At 59.3% G+C, this 17,386-nt stretch carries 17 protein-coding genes; 11 read left to right on the top strand and 6 right to left on the bottom strand.

Annotated elements, in window-relative coordinates:
* The 6 genes from Q0K43_RS01865 to Q0K43_RS01890 form a co-directional block, all read left to right on the top strand.
* Positions 1 to 1,068: PucR family transcriptional regulator (locus Q0K43_RS01865; protein ID WP_297288869.1), on the top strand; the 1,068-nt coding region annotated here is incomplete at its 5' end.
* Positions 1,069 to 1,157: 89 nt separating this feature from the next.
* On the top strand, positions 1,158 to 1,850 hold the full coding sequence (gene ftsE / locus Q0K43_RS01870) for a cell division ATP-binding protein FtsE (protein ID WP_297288870.1): 693 nt from the start codon (positions 1,158 to 1,160) through the stop codon (positions 1,848 to 1,850).
* Complete coding sequence (gene ftsX / locus Q0K43_RS01875; protein ID WP_297288871.1) at positions 1,834 to 2,724, top strand: permease-like cell division protein FtsX; 891 nt, start codon at positions 1,834 to 1,836, stop codon at positions 2,722 to 2,724. Before ftsE ends, ftsX begins: the two co-directional genes overlap by 17 nt.
* A gap of 33 nt (positions 2,725 to 2,757) precedes the next feature.
* Positions 2,758 to 3,990: a murein hydrolase activator EnvC family protein gene (locus tag Q0K43_RS01880; RefSeq protein ID WP_297288872.1), complete on the top strand. Its 1,233-nt coding sequence runs from the start codon at positions 2,758 to 2,760 to the stop codon at positions 3,988 to 3,990.
* Between the two features lie 31 nt (positions 3,991 to 4,021).
* On the top strand, positions 4,022 to 5,284 hold the full coding sequence (locus Q0K43_RS01885; protein WP_297288873.1) for a murein hydrolase activator EnvC family protein: 1,263 nt from the start codon (positions 4,022 to 4,024) through the stop codon (positions 5,282 to 5,284).
* An 81-nt stretch (positions 5,285 to 5,365) separates the two neighbouring features.
* Positions 5,366 to 6,493: a S41 family peptidase gene (locus Q0K43_RS01890; RefSeq protein ID WP_297288874.1), complete on the top strand. Its 1,128-nt coding sequence runs from the start codon at positions 5,366 to 5,368 to the stop codon at positions 6,491 to 6,493.
* A gap of 52 nt (positions 6,494 to 6,545) precedes the next feature.
* On the opposite strand, the gene Q0K43_RS01895 is transcribed toward Q0K43_RS01890, so the two are convergent.
* From Q0K43_RS01895 to Q0K43_RS01920, 6 genes are all read right to left on the bottom strand, one after another.
* On the bottom strand, positions 6,546 to 6,755 hold the full coding sequence (locus tag Q0K43_RS01895; protein WP_297288875.1) for a DUF378 domain-containing protein: 210 nt from the start codon (positions 6,753 to 6,755) through the stop codon (positions 6,546 to 6,548).
* A gap of 85 nt (positions 6,756 to 6,840) precedes the next feature.
* Positions 6,841 to 8,004 carry a DUF362 domain-containing protein gene (locus Q0K43_RS01900; protein ID WP_297288876.1) on the bottom strand — a complete coding sequence of 388 codons (1,164 nt, stop codon included), beginning with the start codon at positions 8,002 to 8,004 and terminating at the stop codon, positions 6,841 to 6,843.
* Entirely contained in the window at positions 8,004 to 8,399 is a 396-nt protein-coding gene (gene cdd / locus Q0K43_RS01905; RefSeq protein ID WP_297288877.1) for a cytidine deaminase, read from the bottom strand. Before cdd ends, Q0K43_RS01900 begins: the two co-directional genes overlap by 1 nt.
* 87 nt (positions 8,400 to 8,486) lie before the next feature.
* Positions 8,487 to 8,996, bottom strand: coding sequence for a Gx transporter family protein (locus Q0K43_RS01910; RefSeq protein ID WP_297288878.1), 510 nt, complete (start codon positions 8,994 to 8,996; stop codon positions 8,487 to 8,489).
* A 47-nt stretch (positions 8,997 to 9,043) separates the two neighbouring features.
* Complete coding sequence (locus Q0K43_RS01915) at positions 9,044 to 9,445, bottom strand: NusG domain II-containing protein (RefSeq protein WP_297288879.1); 402 nt, start codon at positions 9,443 to 9,445, stop codon at positions 9,044 to 9,046.
* Positions 9,426 to 10,463: an FAD:protein FMN transferase gene (locus tag Q0K43_RS01920; RefSeq protein WP_297288880.1), complete on the bottom strand. Its 1,038-nt coding sequence runs from the start codon at positions 10,461 to 10,463 to the stop codon at positions 9,426 to 9,428. The genes Q0K43_RS01915 and Q0K43_RS01920 overlap by 20 nt, the downstream gene beginning before the upstream one ends.
* A 219-nt stretch (positions 10,464 to 10,682) precedes the next feature.
* Between Q0K43_RS01920 and Q0K43_RS01925 the strand changes: the two genes are divergently transcribed.
* From Q0K43_RS01925 to Q0K43_RS01945, 5 genes are all read left to right on the top strand, one after another.
* Positions 10,683 to 11,459: a hypothetical protein gene (locus tag Q0K43_RS01925; RefSeq protein ID WP_297288881.1), complete on the top strand. Its 777-nt coding sequence runs from the start codon at positions 10,683 to 10,685 to the stop codon at positions 11,457 to 11,459.
* A gap of 165 nt (positions 11,460 to 11,624) precedes the next feature.
* The gene (locus Q0K43_RS01930) at positions 11,625 to 13,214 is read left to right on the top strand and encodes a PucR family transcriptional regulator (protein ID WP_297288882.1); all 1,590 of its coding nucleotides are present in this window, start codon (positions 11,625 to 11,627) and stop codon (positions 13,212 to 13,214) included.
* 157 nt (positions 13,215 to 13,371) lie between these two features.
* The gene (locus tag Q0K43_RS01935; RefSeq protein WP_297288883.1) at positions 13,372 to 14,466 is read left to right on the top strand and encodes a DUF917 domain-containing protein; all 1,095 of its coding nucleotides are present in this window, start codon (positions 13,372 to 13,374) and stop codon (positions 14,464 to 14,466) included.
* Positions 14,467 to 14,511: 45 nt separating this feature from the next.
* Complete coding sequence (locus Q0K43_RS01940; RefSeq protein WP_297288884.1) at positions 14,512 to 15,798, top strand: cytosine permease; 1,287 nt, start codon at positions 14,512 to 14,514, stop codon at positions 15,796 to 15,798.
* A gap of 31 nt (positions 15,799 to 15,829) precedes the next feature.
* Positions 15,830 to 17,284: an aminoacyl-histidine dipeptidase gene (locus tag Q0K43_RS01945; protein WP_297288885.1), complete on the top strand. Its 1,455-nt coding sequence runs from the start codon at positions 15,830 to 15,832 to the stop codon at positions 17,282 to 17,284.
* The last annotated feature ends 102 nt before the right edge of the window (positions 17,285 to 17,386 follow it).

The raw sequence follows: 17,386 nt of genomic DNA on the forward strand, positions 1-17,386 counted from the left end.
GTTGTCTTGCAGATGAAAGACAGCACCGAACGGGCCATTGGCGTGATCGATTCTGAGGGAACGGTTGTGGCCTGCAATGAACTCAGCTGCATCGGGGAGCATTGGCCCGGTGCGGTTGAGGCGGTGAACCGGGGCGAGGGCGATACCGTCCGCTTTGATGGCCGCACCTTCAAGGCGCTGGCCGGATGGGGGTCTCAGTTTGACTATGCGGTTTTTGCCAAGGGCGAGGACACCGAGGCAAACATGGTATGTTCCATGGCCGCAGTGGCCCTTAATGGCGCCAAGACCTATTATGAGGAGAAACACGACAAAGCCACCTTTGTCAAAAATATTATCTCCGATAATATCCTTCTGGGCGACATCTATGTCCGGGCCAAAGAACTGCATTTTGTTTCCGAGGCACCCCGGGCGGTCTTTTTGATCCGCCAGGTGGAATCTACCGATCCCGCCCTGATCGACGTTCTCCATTCCCTCTTCCCTGACAAGCAGGTGGATTTCGTCCTCTCCATCAGCGAGACCGACGTGGCCCTGATCAAGCAGCTCAACGATGGGGCGGAGACCCGGGATCTCCACAAGATTGCCAAGCAGATCGAAGACAAGATCAATGAGGAACTCCATATCCGTGTGGTCATCGGCATCGGTACCATCGTAGGCCACATCCGGGAACTGGCCCGGGCCTATAAGGAGGCCGGAATCGCCATCGACGTGGGTCGGGTGTTCGACACCGAGAAGAGCATCATCAACTATGAGAACCTGGGGATTGGCCGGCTGATTTATCAGCTGCCCACCACCCTGTGCGAGATGTTCCTCCAGGAGGTTTTCAAGAAGAATCCCATCGACGCCCTGGACCAGGAGACCCTGTTCACGATCAACAAGTTCTTTGAAAACAACCTGAACGTGTCCGAGACGGCCCGGAAGCTCTTTGTCCACCGGAATACCCTGGTGTACCGGCTGGAGAAGATCAAGAAGCTCACCGGCCTGGACCTGCGGGAGTTTGACGACGCCATCACCTTCAAGGTGGCATTGATGGTCAAGAAGTATCTGATCTCCCGGGGCATCGATAACTGAACAAACTGCGTCAGCCGCAGAGGCTGCCGGTAACGGCGGCTTCTGCGGCACGTGAGTTTGTACCCAATCCTATAAAAGAGGTATACAGCGTGATACGTCTGATCGACATTCAAAAGTCCTATGACAACGGAACCAAGGCCCTGAAGGGGGTCAATCTGCGCATTGACGACGGTGAATTCGTCTTTCTGGTGGGCCCCTCCGGATCTGGCAAGTCCACCATATTGAAGCTGATCACCGCTGAGATCGCCCCCACCGCCGGCCGGCTGATGGTCAACGGTTATAATTTGAACAATATTACGCCCCGCCAGGTGCCCTATATGCGGCGTACGCTGGGGGTCATATTCCAGGACTTCCGCCTGATCGAAAAAAAGACAGTGAAGGAGAACCTGATCTTTGCCATGCAGGTGGTGGGCGCCTCCTCCCGGGAGATCCGCAAGCGGGTGGCTTATGTGCTGGACCTGGTAGGCCTGCTGGATAAGGGCGATCAGCGTCCCGACCAGCTTTCCGGCGGTGAGCAGCAGCGTGTGGCCATTGCCCGCGCCCTGGTGAACAATCCCCAGATGATCATTGCCGACGAGCCCACCGGCAACCTGGACCCCATGCGCTCCCTGGAGATTATGATGCTGCTGGAGCGCATCAATGAGCTGGGCACCACCGTGCTGGTGGTCACCCACGAGCGGGAGCTGGTCAACCGCTTCTCCAAGCGGGTTGTGGCCATCGAGAACGGCAGGATCATCAGCGACGAGACAGGCGGGTATTACAACAATGAGACAACGATATAACTTTAAATATCTGTTTTCCGAGGGCTTTCACAGTATTTTTACCCACGGATTCATGTCCTTTGCAGCAGTGTGCATGATCGTGTGCTGTCTGCTCATTATGGGTTCTTTCTCCCTGGTGGCGGTGAATGCCCAGCATAATTTCAGCGACCTGGAGAAGGACAACCAGTTCTCCGCATACATCGACGAGACCCTGTCTCAGGAGGAGGCACGCGCCCTTCAGGATGAGATTGAGGCGATCCCCAATGTGGCTCGGGCGGAGTTCGTCACCAAGGAGCAGGCCCAGGCCGACTTTGAGGCCGACTATGAGGGCAATCCTCTCTTTGAGGACTTGCCGTCCACCGTCTATCGGGATCGGTTCCATGTCTATCTGGAGGATCTCAGCAAGCTGACAGAGACTGAGGCGGCGGTGAAGCAGGTGGCGGGTGTGGCCGATACCTACTCTGCGCCTGAGATCGCCGAAGGTTTTACCGTCATCCGCAACATTGCCGGCGGCGTGGCCCTGATCCTGGTGGCCATTTTGCTGCTGGTGAGTTTGTTCATCATCTCCAACACCATTAAGCTGGCTACCTTCAATCGGCGGGAGGAGATCGCCATCATGAAGATGTGCGGCGCCACCAACGCCTTTGTACGCTGGCCCTTTGTTTTTGAGGGCATGATCCTGGGCGTGACAGGCGCCCTGGTCGGGTTCTTCCTGCAGTGGGGGGTATACGCTTTGGTAGGCCGGGCCGTCGGCGGTACCGATACCATAGATCTCATTAAAGTGCTGCCCTTCCAGCCGATGGCGCTGTGGGTGCTGCTGGCCTTCCTGATTACCGGCTTGCTCATCGGCGTGGTAGGCTCTATGCTGGCCATCCGTAAGTTCCTGCAGGTGTGATACATCTGCCCCGTTAGAAAATAAGGAGTCCTTATGAAGCGGAAACATCCCAAACTCCGGCTTTTGTGCGGTATCCTGATTCTGGCGCTCTTCACATCCGCCGCCAGCCAGGCGGGGGCTGTGACCCAGAGCGAGATCGACGCGCTGAAGAAGGAACAGCAGGAGAGTCAGGCCAAGCAGCAGCAGCTGAAAGAGCAGCTGGCTGGCGTAAAGGAGGACCAGGCCGCCGCCCAGCAGAAGCGGCAGATCCTGGCTCAGCAGCTGGATGCCATTAACGCCGAGATCGCCAACATCGACGCCCAGATCGCTTACTACGACGGAGAGATCGCCTTGAAGGAAGTGGAGCGCGGGGAGGCGGAGAAGCGTGAGGCGGAGCAGTACGAGTTGTTCTGTCAGCGGGTGCGGATGATGGAGGAGCAGGGGACGGTGTCCTACTGGTCCATCCTCTTCAATGCCGGCAGCTTTTCCGACCTGTTGGATCGTATTGCCGATGTGGATGCGGTCATGGCTTATGACAATAAGATCATGGATCAGCTCATTGCCACCCGGCAGGAGCTGGAGCGGCTTCAGGGGGAACTGGAGAGCGCCCGGGCGGAGGAACAGGAGGCCCGTGAGCAGCAGGAGGCAAAAAAGGCTGAGCAGCAGGCTAAGGTAGCGGAAGCGCAGAAGCTGCTGGATCAGATCAACGCCGATGTGGCGGAGGTCAATCGACAGCTGGAAGCGGAGGATGCCGCCGCCGCCAGCTTGCAGGCGGAGATCACCCGGAAGCAGAAACAGCTGGAGGAGGAGCGCAAGCAGCAGAATGTGACTCTGCCCCCCACCGGCTCGGGGTACCAGTGGCCTCTGCCTGCCGGGAACCTGACCCTGACCTCCGCTTTTGGCTACCGGATGCACCCCATCGACCTGGTGCCGCACAGCCATACCGGCATTGATGTGTCGGCCGCCGGCGGCACCCCCATCTACGCCGCCAAGGGCGGACAGGTCATCATGTCGGAGTATGGCTCCGGTGTAAACTGGTCTTACGGCAATTTTGTGGTCATTGACCATGGGGACGGCACCACCACCCTCTACGCCCACATGAGATCCCGGGCGGTGAGCGAGGGCCAGCTGGTGACCCAGGGTCAGACCATTGGATATGTGGGCAATACAGGCAATTCCAAAGGCAATCACCTGCACTTTGAGGTGCGGGTAAACGGCCAGCGGGTAGACCCGGAGGGGTGCTTCCCCGGCCTGGACCGTTCTTTTGTACGGGCCTATAATTGGTGAGTGGCTGGCATACATAAAAAGGAGAAAAAACGTGGCGAAAAACGGAAAGAAACCCATTCAAAAAAATAGTTCCAAGAAGGTAGAGCCTCGGCGCATCGTAGTGGGTGTTCTGGCGGGATTGATGGCATTGCTCATGCTGCTGCCTATGGTCAGCATGATCATCGGCAGCGCCGACGCGGTGACCCAGAGCGAGATCGACGCACTGAAAAAAGAGCAGCAGGAGAGCCAGGCCAAGCAGCAGGAGCTGAAAGAGCAGCTGGCCGATATCGAGGAAGATCAAGCCGCTGCCCAGCAAAAGCGGGAGCTGCTGACCCAACAGCTGAATGCTATCAACGCGGAGATCGCCAACATCGACGCGCAGATCGCTTACTACGACGGGGAGATCGCCCAGAAGGAAGTGGAGCGCAAGGAGGCGGAGGAGCGTGAGGCGGAGCAGTACGAACTGTTCTGCCAGCGGGTGCGAATGATGGAGGAGCAGGGCACGGTGTCTTACTGGTCCATCATCTTCAATGCCGAGGACTTTTCCGACCTGTTGGATCGCATTGCGGATGTGGACGCGGTGATGGCCTATGACAACGCCGTCATGGAAGAGCTGATTGCCACCCGGCAGGAGCTGGAGCGGCTCCAGGGCGAGTTGGAGAGCGCCCGGGCGGAGGAACAGGCTGCCAGAGATCAGCAGGCGGCCAAGCAGGCCGAGCAGCAGGCCAAGGTGGCCGAGGCTCAGAAACTGCTGGATCAGATCAATGCGGATGCGGAAGAGGTGAACCGTCAGCTGGACGCGGAGAGCGCCGCCGCCTCTGAGATCCAAGCTGAGATCGCCCGCAAGCAGAAGCAGCTGGAAGAGGAGCGCAAGCAGAACAACATTGTGATCTCCTCGGAGACCGGCTACCTGTGGCCGCTGCCTGGATACTACCAGCTGACCTCTCAGTTCGGCTACCGGATCCATCCTATTACCGGCAAGCCTCACAGCCATACCGGTATCGACATTCCCGCGCCGGGCGGCACCTCCATCCTGGCGGCCAAGAGCGGCCAGGTGGTGACCTCCGCTTACCACTACTCCTATGGCAACTATGTGGTGATTGACCACGGCAACGGCAATTCCACACTCTACGCCCATATGAGTTCCCGGGCGGTGAGCGAGGGCCAGATGGTCACCCAGGGCCAGGTCATCGGCTATGTGGGCACCACCGGCAGTTCCACCGGCAACCACCTCCACTTTGAGGTGCGGGATAACTATACCCGTGTGGACCCGGAGAGTAAATTTCCGTCTTTGAATCTGACGCCTCCGTGGTAAAATCAAATAGGAAACCAGGGCGGAGGGGGTCACCCCTCCGCCCTGATCCATTTATTACGTTCGGAAAGGAAATGATCTGCTGTGCGTAAAAAACGCTTTTCCCTGCTCCATCTTGTCATTTTAGTGCCGGTCACCGCTGTACTGACGGCGGGTATCCTGCTGGGCGTGCTGTATGCGTTGGTAGGGAAGGAGGGGCTGTCCCTGCTGGAGGGACTCTACCTGGTGAACAGCCGGTTTGTGGGGGAGTACGACGAGACCCAGGTGGTAGACTCCGCCCTGTCCGGTATGGTGGATGGTCTGGGGGACCGGTGGAGCTATTATTTGACCCAGGAGGAGTATGAGGATCAGAACCAGCGCCGCACCAACAAGTATGTAGGGGTGGGCGTCACGGTGGACTATGGATCGGAGGAAGGGCTGCGGGTGGTCGCGGTGACTGCTGATGGCCCTGCTGAGAAGGCTGGCATCCAGGCGGGGGAACTCATTACCGCGGTAGACGGCTTTTCGCTGGCAGGTGAAGCCAGATACGAAGGGGCGGAGCGCATTCAGGGCGAGGAAGGAACTGTGGTTTCTCTGGAGATGCGCAGCGCCGATGGGCAGACCAGGACGGTGGAACTGACCCGTACCAGCCTGGACAGCGATCCGGTGACCGCAGAAATGTTGGAGGGCAACATAGGCTATGTGGCCCTGGCCAACTTTTACGACAACAGCGCGGAACGACTGGAGGAAGAGGTGACCCGCCTTCAGGAGGAGGGAGCCGTCGCCCTGGTATTTGACATGCGCAACAACGGCGGCGGATATCTCAGCGAACTGACCGATATGCTGGATTTCCTGCTGCCTGAGGGCCCTATTTTTATTACCAGGGATCGGGCCGGCAATGAGAAAGTGACAGAATCAGACGAGCAATGTGTGGATCTGCCGATGGCGGTGCTGGTCAATGCCAATACCTACTCCGCCGCCGAATTTTTTGCCGCCGAACTCCAGGAGCGCGGGGTGGCGGTGATCGTGGGAGAGCCCACCAGCGGCAAGGGCTATTCCCAGCAGACCTTTGCGCTGCCCCACGGCGGGGCTATGGCCATCTCCACCAGCGCCTATTTCACCGGCAGCGGTACCTCCCTCATTGGGACGGGGCTTACTCTGGATCGGGAGGTCTCCCTTACCGGAGAGGGGGACGCCCAGTTGGAGGCCGCACTGGAACTGCTGAAACAATGAAAGGGAACAGGGCCTGCTGCAAGCTGCAGCAGGCCCTGTTCTGAAGTTGAACTCAGGTATGATCTTTGCCACGCAGGTCGCGGAACAGCAGGGAAATGCACCAAATAGCCGCCAGACCCACCAGGGTGTAAATGATGCGGCTAAAGGTGCTGGCCTGTCCGCCAAACAGGAAGGCCACCAGGTCAAATTGAAAAATGCCGATGCTGCCCCAGTTCAGTCCGCCGATAATGGCAAGGACCAGGGCGATCTTATCCAGGAACATAGGATATGCTGCCTCCTCCAAATTGAGATACCGCTGTTAGCATATCCTCTTTTGCGCGCAATATACAAAAAATTTGAAAAGGAGGTCACTTGCCGTTGAGCAGCCGGCCCAGCCAATTGCGCTTGAGGTCCACCGCCTTGTGGGGGCACAGCTCATGACAGCAGTAGCACCGGATACAGGCGCGGGGATGGACCTTGGCTTTGCCGCCGGGGCCGGTCATAGTGATGGCCTTGCCGGGACAGGCGTTTTTGCAGATGGCGCATCCGATGCACTTGTCCGTCCGGATCCTGGGGGTCTGGGACAACAGCTGTTTGCACAACCGGCCCGCAGTACCTGTCAGCGGCCCCAGAAAGCCCATCAGGTTGTCCCGCACGTTGGCGGGGAACTGGTAATCAGGGATGCGCAGCTCTTCCAGCGTTGCGCCTACCAGTTCGATCTCCTCCCACCGGGTGGGAGAGAGTCCACGGGCCTGCGCGGCCAGCAGCAGGGCGTTGCGGTCCCGAGGCAGGCCCATGATCTCCCCAGCGATCACGTCCAGCGCCAGAGGACTGTCGGACAACAGCAGCAGGCCTACCTGCCGCGGGGTGCCCGATGCGCCGGGTCCTTCCCCTTCCATCGCCAGCACAGCGTCCATGACGCAAAGCCGGGGGGCCATAAAACCGATCAGATCCAGCAGCACCTGGGCGAACTGGGTCTTGTCCGGGTGGGAGCCGTGGAAGCCCACCTTGGTCAGGCCCGGGATGAGCCCGAAGCTGTTTTTCACCGCTCCGGTCATGCCCATAAAGACATGGGTTTTCATCTTGCACAGATCAAAGATCCCGTCGCAGTCCAGGGCGGGGGAGATGATCTCGGCCTGACGGAGTACCTGGCCGTCCGGCAGATTGACCAGACGGGCGGAGGGGTCCAGGCAGAGTTCCGCCTCTGCTTCCCTGGCGGCCTGGGCGGTTCCGGTCTTTTCATAGAGATTGCGCAGTACCGACTCCTTCTGTAAAGCCCCGCCGGGGCTGTCGGCGATCACAGCTGTGCCGCCGGCCTCCCGCACCAGCTTGGCGACTGCGCCTGTCACCGCCGGATGGGTGCATACCGCCGCCTCCGGCGGCGCCGGGCGCAGCAGGTTGGCTTTCAGCAGAATGCGTTCCCCCGGGCGGACGAATCGTCCCATGCCGCCCATGCGCTCCACCGTGTCCCGCAGGGCCGCTTCCGCCCCGGCGTAGTCGCCGCAGGGCACGGCATGAACCTGATATCCCATCAGTCAAGAGACCTGGGCCCGAAGCCGTGGGGAAGCAGCTCATGGAGAGAGAGCCGGACGAACTCCCGGTCGCCCCGGGCCACCAGCACCGTCAAGTCGGGGGCAAATTCATAGAGCATCTGCCGGCAGGAGCCGCAGGGCCAGCAGTAGTCGGTGGAATTGCCCACCACCGCCAGGCGCACAAGGTCGTCCTGATGACCTTCACTCACAGCTTTGACCAGTGCGGTGCGCTCAGCGCAGATGGTAGAGCCGTAGGCGGCGTTTTCCACATTGCAGCCGGTAAATACGGTCCCGTCGGCGCAGAGCAGGGCGGCGCCCACAGGGAAGTGGGAGTAGGGGACATAGGAACGCTCCAGCATGGTAAAGGCCAGATCCACCAGTTCCCGATCGGTCATAGCAATCCCTCCTGACAAATAAAAAAGGTGGTAAAACGAGATTGGGTTCTCATTTTACCACCTTTTTGAAAGAATGACAACCGAAATTCATACTTTGCCCGGGAAGGGTACCCGGTGGACCAGAAGGGTGGAAACTCCGCCGGTAACCGCGCCGGTGACCAGGGAGCAGAACAGCAGGGGGGGCAGATAGACCATGGGGGCGGGCGTACCCAGTACCACAATGGCGGCCAGGATCTGGCCGGTGTTGTGGGCGGCCGCGCCGGCAATGGATACCCCAAACAGGGACAGACCAGGGAGCCGCAGGAGCAGAGCCATCACTGCCAGGGCCAGCAGGCCGCCGGTGAGGGAAAATGCCAGCGCCATCAGATTGCCCCCCAGCAGGGAGCCCAACAGGCAGCGCGCCACCAAAATGAGCAGCGCCTCCCGCCCGGACAGGCGGCACAGGGCGTATACCGTCACCAGATTGGCCAGGCCCAGCCGCAGGCCGGGAAGGGGTACAAGGATCGTTAGCGGCGCCAATCCCTCCGCCACGGAGAGGGCCAGCGCCAGGGCGGTCAGGACCGCCGAGCGGGTGAGACGCTGGAGCGAAACGGACACAGGGCGGGCCTCCTTCCAGGAAAAAATAGACGCTGGTGGGGAACTTTTTAGCCTGTTACCGCGTCAAAGGGTTCAGGTTCCGAGCCGAACAGGGAGATGATCAGCCGATTGGGCAGGCAGATGATCTGCTGGCCCGGTTTGCTGATCCAGCCGGTGCGAACACAGTCCTGACTGGGACAGTCGCTGTGTTCGATGCAGATCCGGCCCTGTTCCGCCCGAATGGTCAGAGGATAGGTCCCCTCATCCACGGTCAGGGTGATGGGCTGATCCAGCTGGTCCAGCTGGTACTGAGCCACCTGCACGCCGTCTAGAGTTATGACGGCGGTGAGGTTGCTGCCCCCCGCCGGGCGCAGCAAAAATACCAGAAGGGCCGCCAGGGCCACCACGACCAGGGCCACCACCCCATCCCACAGGGTGGGGCGGCGGCGGTCAGCGGCGGGCGATCTCATAGGTATACCCCCGATCCTCACCCGCAGGGCGGTAGCCCGCCTCCAGACCTTCGGTAACGATGACCCTGTTATCCTGGGTACACAGCACCAGTTCAAAATCCTCCCTGCTCCGCCAGAAGTCCAGGGCTTCCTCCGGCCCGGCCACGAACAGAGTGGTGGAGAGGGCGTCGGCCAGCATATGGTCAGAGGAAATCACTGTCACGGACAAAAGACCGCTGTCAGCGGGGTAACCGGTTTCGGGATCGATGATGTGGTGATAGATCTGTCCGTTTTCCTCAAAATAACGCTCGTACCCGCCCGAGGTGGAGGCGGTCTGATCCTTCAGGGAGAGGACGCACAGCGCCTCCGAAGTGTTTTGCGGATCTTTGACCGCCACCTGCCAGGCTGAGCCGTCCAGCTTGCTGCCGATGGCGGTGACATTGCCGCCCAGATCCAGCAGGGCGGAGGTGACGCCTTCTTCCCGAAGGACAGCGTCGGCCCGGCCGGCGGCAAAGCCCTTGGCCACCGCGCCCAGGTCCACCTCCATGCCGGCCTGTTCCAGTCGGGCGGCAGAGGCGGCCTCGTCCACGGTCAGCTTGCCGCTGTCCACCAGGGCCATGGCGGCGGTCAGAGCCTCGGCTGTGGGGACGTGGCGCTCCTCGGTGGTGAAGCCCCAGGCGTCCATCACCGGGGCAATGGTGATATCAAAACAGCCGGGCAGCAGCTGGGAGACGGATTTGGCAAAGGTCAGCAGATCGGTTACCTGGGCGTCCAGAAGAACCAGGGTGCCGTCGCCGGCATGGCTGTTGAGAAGGGAGATCTGACTGTCCGGATCGGTACGGGAGAGGAGCTTGTCCAGCTTCTCAATCTCCTGTCGGGCGGCCTGGAGGGCATCCTCGCCGCCCTCGTTGTAAACGCGGATGGACATCAGGGTGTCCATGGAAAAGAACTGGGCCTGAGCAGGTTCTGGATTGGCTGCGGGCGCGGCGCAGCCGGTCAGAACCGTCAGGCAGCACAGAAGAAGAAAAAAACGCTTCATGGTAAACTCCATTCTGCAAAAAGTAAGCCTGTTCAAGGGCGGCAGAACTGCCGTCATACATCTGATGCGGATTTCATTTTAGCATAGATTTTGTTGCTTGAAAAGAGAAAAGGGATTCTTGACTTGCAAAATGCGGCGGATTCTGATAGACTATATGAGATTGATGACTTAAAAGAGGTGGGGGCTTTCCCCCCAAACTCAGCCACAGGAGATGGATACATGAACAAGAAAGAACAACAGAAAGCCCAGCGTGCCCGGGAAGAGGATATTGTTCTGACCAAGGTCCTCTGGTGGATTTTGGGCGCCGTAGTCCTGGAGACGCTGCTGCTTCTGCTGAATAAAGTATATGTGAACTTTGCCATTGAGCAGTTCTCTCTCGTCCTGGCGCTGCGGAGCATGTTCCGTGTTCTGGCCATTGTGCTGCCCCTCTGCTTTGTGGCGCTGCTGGTCTGGACGGTGCTGGCCCGGCGGGCGGGGAAGTCCATCCGGCTGCCCGGTGCGTTGAGCATTGTGGCGCTGGTTTTGGCCGTATGCGCGGTAGTGATCCGCCTCTATTATGATAAGGGCATCACCTTCCTGTATGTCGCGGTGCCTGCGGTGGCGGTACTGGCCCTGATCTACTATCTCTACCAGCGGGAATTTTTCTTTGCGGCGGTTCTCATTGCGCTGGGAATGCTTGGGGTCAAGGTAGTACCCCAGGGGGGAGCCGGCTCTGTGACCCGGTACGGCTATCTGGTGGTGCTGGCTGTGATCCTTGTGGCGTCGGCGGTATGCTTCCGTATGCTTCAGTCCCACAAAGGGGTGTGGGCCGTGAAGGGGAAGAGCGTGGAAGTGCTGCCCCAAAACGCAAATTACGCCATGCTCTATGTAACCTGCGCGCTGGTAGCTGCCGTGGTGATCGCGGCTTTGGTGCTGGGCGCGTTGACCCTGCTGTACGGCGTACTGGCGACGTGGCTGCTCATTCTGGCGGTTTATCACACCGTACGCCTGATGTAACCGAACAAGAGATTTTTGTGTAAAGCAGACGTCCGCATCTATGCGGACGTCTGCTTTTTTGCTGCGGATTCAGGCATACATATCCACCTTGACGGGCAGTGGAAGAGCCGGTATCATAGTGACATAGGAAGATGTCCCGGGTTGCCCAACGGTCGGAGGTGGAGCATGAGTATAACCATTGCGGAGATCCTGAAACTGCCGTCCATGAACGGAGCGGAGCTGCTGGCGGGCCGCGGCGGCCTGAGCCGGGCGGTGGAGGCGGTCAGCGTATTGGAATACGGGGATGTGACCGAGGAGCTGGAGCAGTTTTTCCAGAATAACCCCTTTGAGGGCAACGAACTGGTCATTACCGCCTTTGCCAGCATCCGGGGCGATGTGGATGCCCAATGCGCTAACATCCGGCGCTATCACAGCGTGGGAGCGGTGGGTTTCGTCCTCTACTATGTGGGTATTCTCATGCCGGAGATCAGCCCCAGGCTGATTGCGCTGTGCGACGAACTGGATTTTCCCCTGATCTGCATGCCCAAAGGGAAACTGAACCTGCGCTACAGCGAGGCCATCGGCGAGATCATGTTTGAGGTATTTCGTCACCGCCAGCGGGAGGGCTATTTTGTCAGCGACCTGTTGGATCGCATGTCGGGATTGCCGCCTCACCAGCGGAATGTGGACGCGCTGCTGCGGATGCTCAGCGATCATCTGCATGTGTCGGTGATCCTGGCCGATCCCGCCAATGAGGACGTCACCGCCGTGTTCTGGCCCCGGGCGCTGGAAGAAAGCGTGGCGGGCAGCCTGAAAGACTGGTTGGGAGGCATGGGCAGCCGCACCCAGCTGGAGGTCAGGCTGGCCGAAGGAACCGGATATTTGCAGCGGTGTCCGCTGCTCTCCGGCGATCCCGGCGATTACAGCGTCTACCTGTTGAAATACGGCGAAGTTGTGCCGGAGGACGTGCTGTGGCAGTCCAGCGAGTTGATCCGGCTGTTTATCCATATCTGGAACAAAGACCACGGAAAGTTTGTCACGTCGGAAATCGTGCGGGCCATTATCAACGATCAGGTGGTGCAGATGAACCGCCTGGCCAAGCTGTTCCATATCGAGGTGGCCCAGCTCAATCAGATGTGGCTGTTTCACCCCCGGCATTCCGGCCAAAAGTATGACGATGCGCTGATCCGCCGGCTGTTTGACCAGTTCCAGCGGTTCTCCGACCCGGTACTCATCAGCTACTATGAGGAGAATCTGGTGGTCTTTACCCATGCCTCCCAGCGATATGATGAGCGCAGCCAGATGGTGGAGGACATGAGCGGATTGGTAACGGAACAGGCAGGCCACTATGATATCGTCTGCTTTGACTGTCTGGCAACCACCGCCGATGTACGCCAGGCATATCTGGACAGTACCCAATATGTGGGCGCGGCCCGGAAGCTCTACCCCTCCAAGCAGGTACTCCGGGCCTCCGACATCCTGTTTGCGGGACAGTGCCAACAGATCCTGGCCGATGGGAAAAACGCCGCCCAGTACCTGCGTCTGCTCAGCCAGATGGAGGAGAGCAACCCCGTGCTGCTGCCCACGGCGGAGGCCTATCTGCTGGACGCCTCCTCCAATATGGCCTGTGCCGCCAAGCGCCTGTTTGTCCATCTGAACACCGTTAAGTACCGCCTGCACCTGATCCAGGATCTGTTGGGCTATGTGCCTGGAAAAATGCCGGATGCCTTTCCACTGTACCTGGCCGTTGCGCTGCACCGGCTGATGAATCAATAAGACGTCTTATAGATGCGCACCTTCTTATCCGCTGGAGACAAGAAGGTGCGCATGCTCTTTGTCCAAAAGGACAATTACAATCTGCACAATTTTCAATACAATATCCTTGTAACACTTGGTGAGAATCACCGGATTTTATGTGTTAGGAGGAGACATTATGGGACGCACTCTGAATCGGGAAGACATCATCGACATCATCTACGGCGCAACCTTCTTTGGCGCGGGCGGCGGCGGCTCCATTGCCAACGGCATGGAACTGCTGGATAAGTTCGATAAAAACGTGGAATTGATTGTAGACGACTTGAAGGACATGGACGAAAATGCCTATTCCGTCATGGCTGCGGGACTGGGGTCTCCTCTGGCCATGAAGGAGCGGGGATTCGGCCCGGAGGCCATCAGCGTTGTGGAGGGCATGATGAAGGTGGCCGCCGACAGCGGCAAGAAAGTCACCCACATCTATTCCGGCGAGCAGGGCGGCTTTAATACGATGGTACCCATCTATGCGGCCATCAGCCTGGGCCTGCCCGTGCTGGACCTGGACGGCAACGGCCGTGCGGTACCGGAACTGAACACCGGCCTGCTTCCCATCTACGACATTCCCATTGATCCTCTGGTGCTGGCCAACGCCAACGGCGACATCGTGGTGGGACATCCCAAGGAACCCCTGGACAGCGTGGCCTGCGAGACCATCGCCCGCTCCATCTGCATGGCCTACGGCATGAGCGTGGGCTTCTCCACCTGGATGATGAGCAAGGCCGACCATGAAAAGGCCTCGGCCGTGGGACAGCTCTCCCTGGCGAGGACAGTGGGCAGTCTCCTGCGGGCCTCGGACACCAAGGCGGACAATCTCTCTGCAAAGCTGACTGAGAAAGGCGTTCAGCACAAGGTTTTCGCCAAAGGCAAGATCAAGAAAATTGACGTGACGGTGGAAAACGGCTTTGATTTCGGCAAGACCGTTATCGAGACGGAAAAGGGCAAGCTCTATACCGTAGATTTCAAGAACGAGAACCTCATTATCCGGGATGCTGACGGCAAGGCCCTGCTGGTGGTACCTGAGATCATTACCATCATTGATACCGACACCATGAAGCCTCTGTCCAACGCGGACACCGCCGAGGGGCAGAACGTAATGCTGCTGGGCGTCAAGGCGCCCCAGCGGTGGTGGGACACCCCCAGAGGATACGACTGCTGGGCCCACATCCTGAAACTGATCGGCTACTCCAAGGCGGATAAGGCCGTTCCCCTGGAGTAATTGGTACATAACCCCTTGAAAGAGATCTGAGGGAGGGAAGTGCATATGGCAAAAAACGGAACCATTGAGTCTGCCGGCCTGAGCAAGGTCGGTCAGGAAGAGAAGAAAAGCTGGGGCAGCATCGCCTTTATCTGGGCCGGTTCGGTGTGCTGCGTGCCCGCGCTGATGGTGGGCGGCGGTATCACGATGGGGCTGACCTTCGGTGAGGCGGCATTGGCCATGTTCACCGGCTACGGGATCTGCGTGTTGTTGATGATCCTGCTGAGTATCCAGTCCTCCGACCTGGGTCTGCCCAGTGTGGCGGCCATTGCAGGCGCGTTTGGCAAAAAGGGGTCCAGCTATGTGATCTCCTCCATCATTGCCTTCTGCTTTATCTGCTGGTTTGGATTCCAGGCGGTGGTGTGCGGCGACGCCTTTGCCGCCATCATGCAGAATATGGGGGTACCGCTGCCCAGTACGGTATCCACCATCATCTGGGGCCTGGTTATGTGCATTACCGCTGTGGTGGGTATCAACTGGATCAAGATCCTGAACATTGTCTCAGTGCCTGCGCTGATTATTATCCTGGTATACGCCATGATCGTGGTCTTTAGGACGCCGGGCTCGGCGGCGCAGATCGCCAACTATCAGCCTGCCACAAACGCCTCCATGATCGTCTCCATCGGTACGGCTGTGGGCGGCTTTGCCTCGGGCAGCGTGCTGGCCGGCGACGTGACCCGCTACTGCAAGAGCAGACGGGATGTGGTCATTTCCAGCATCATCGGCGTCATCCCCATGGGCGTAGGTACCATGCTGGCCGGCGGCGTGCTGGCCATCCACTCCGGCGCTCTGGGCATGGATACCGGCAGCGTGGTGACCATGCTCTCCAGCGTGGGCAGCCCCATTCTGGGCCTGCTGGTGCTGGTACTGGCCACCTGGACCACCAATGTGTCCAACGCCTACTCCTCCGGCTTTGCCCTGCTCAACCTGACCGGAGCCAAGGATGATAAGCGGCCCATCTTTACCCTGGCGGCCGGCATTGTGGGTACCTTGCTGGCGGTATTGGGGATTACCAACTACTTCAATAACTTCCTCAACATCCTGTCGGTGGGTATTCCGCCGGTGGCCGGTGTGGTCATTATGGACTACTTTGTCATCAATAAGGCCAATCCGGCGACCTGGAAACCGACGGAGGGCGTCAACCTGGCCGGACTGCTGGCCTGGCTGGCCGGATCCGCTGTGGCTCTGGCATTCCCCTCGTTCCTGATCCCCTCTATCAATGCCATTGTCATTGGCTGTGTGCTGTATCTGATCCTCTATCCCCTGCTCTGCCGGAACAAAAGGACGGCGTGAGTATACCGGATCGTGAAAGGAGCGTTTTGATATGGGAGAACTGAGCGCCTTGCAGCCGACGGCGGTATTCCGTCACTTTGAGGAGATCTGCAAGATCCCCCACGGCTCAGGCAATGTGTCGGCGCTGGTGGACCACTGCATCGCCTTTGCCGAGGCCCACGGCCTGGCCTGGGAGCGGGATCAGGCGGACAATCTGATCATCCGCAAGCCTGCCAGCCCGGGGTATGAGGGGGCCGACGGCCTGATCCTCCAGGGACATACCGACATGGTGTGCGAAAAGGTGGCGGGATTGCCCTTTGATTTTGAAAAGGACGGCATCCAGCCCTATGCCGACGGAGACTGGCTCCGGGCCCGGGGCACTACCCTGGGAGCCGATAACGGAATCGCCGTGGCCATGTGTCTGGCACTGCTGGAGGATGACACGTTGGAGCATCCGCCGCTGGAAGTGCTACTCACCTCGGACGAGGAGATCGGTATGATAGGGGCCTTTGCCTTCGATTGTTCCAGGCTGCAGGGCCATAAATTGATCAATCTGGATTCTGAATATGAGGGTGTGCTGATGTGTAGCTGCGCCGGCGGCGCCACGGTGCGCTCCACCCTGCCGGTGGAGCGGGAACCCAAGGCCCTCCAGCAGATCAAGCTGGATATTACGGGGCTGAAAAGTGGCCACTCCGGCGTGGAGATCGACAAAGGCCGGGCCAACGCCAACGTATTGATGGGCCGACTGCTGGACGCGCTGGCCCATAAGGGGGATTATCGCCTGATCCAGCTGTCCGGCGGACCCCGTGAGACTGCCATCGCGTGTGAGGCCCACGCGGTGCTGGGCGTGGCGGCAGCCGAAGCAGAGCCGCTGTTGGCCGAAGTGAAGCGAATGGCGGCGGCGTATCAGAAGGAATATGCCACAACAGAACCGGGACTAACCGTTGACGCTGTATCTGAGGCGGCGGGGGAGTGCGAGGTTCTGACGGCAGACAGCACCCGCCGGGTACGGCAGCTATTGCTGGCGCTGCCCGACGGCGTACAGGTGATGAGTCCGGACATGCCCGGCCTGGTCCAGACGTCGCTGAATTTCGGCACCCTTCTTCTGGAGGATACCCAGCTCTGTATGGCCCATTCCGTACGCAGTTCCATCACCACCCAGAAGCAATGGATCGTGTCTCAGGTGCAGGCTGCCGTTGCGTTGGCAGGGGGCGCTAGCGAGGTAGCGGGCGACTATCCCGGCTGGTCCTATAACCCCCATTCCGTGGTGAAGGACACCATTCTGAAAGCCTACCAGGAGCTGTTCGGCCTGGAGGCAAAGGTGGATGCCGTCCATGCGGGTATTGAGTGCGGCCTGTTTGCCGACAGTATCGAAGGCCTGGACTGCGTGTCCATCGGCCCGGAGCTGGCCGACGTACATACCCCCAAGGAAAAGCTCAGCATCCCCTCCGTACAGCGTACCTATCAGCTGATGCAGGCGGTGCTGAAGGCCAGCGGGCCGGCATAAGCAGCATCAAAAGGAAAGCGTACGCGCTGCCTGTGGCAGCGCGTACGCTTTTTTGCTTGTTGGTTTGCGGACAACAGGGGACGCCGAGCGCAAATCGTTTGA

Origin of the sequence: uncultured Flavonifractor sp. (assembly GCF_944383115.1) — a bacterium.
Taxonomy (GTDB): Bacteria; Bacillota; Clostridia; order Oscillospirales; family Oscillospiraceae; genus Flavonifractor.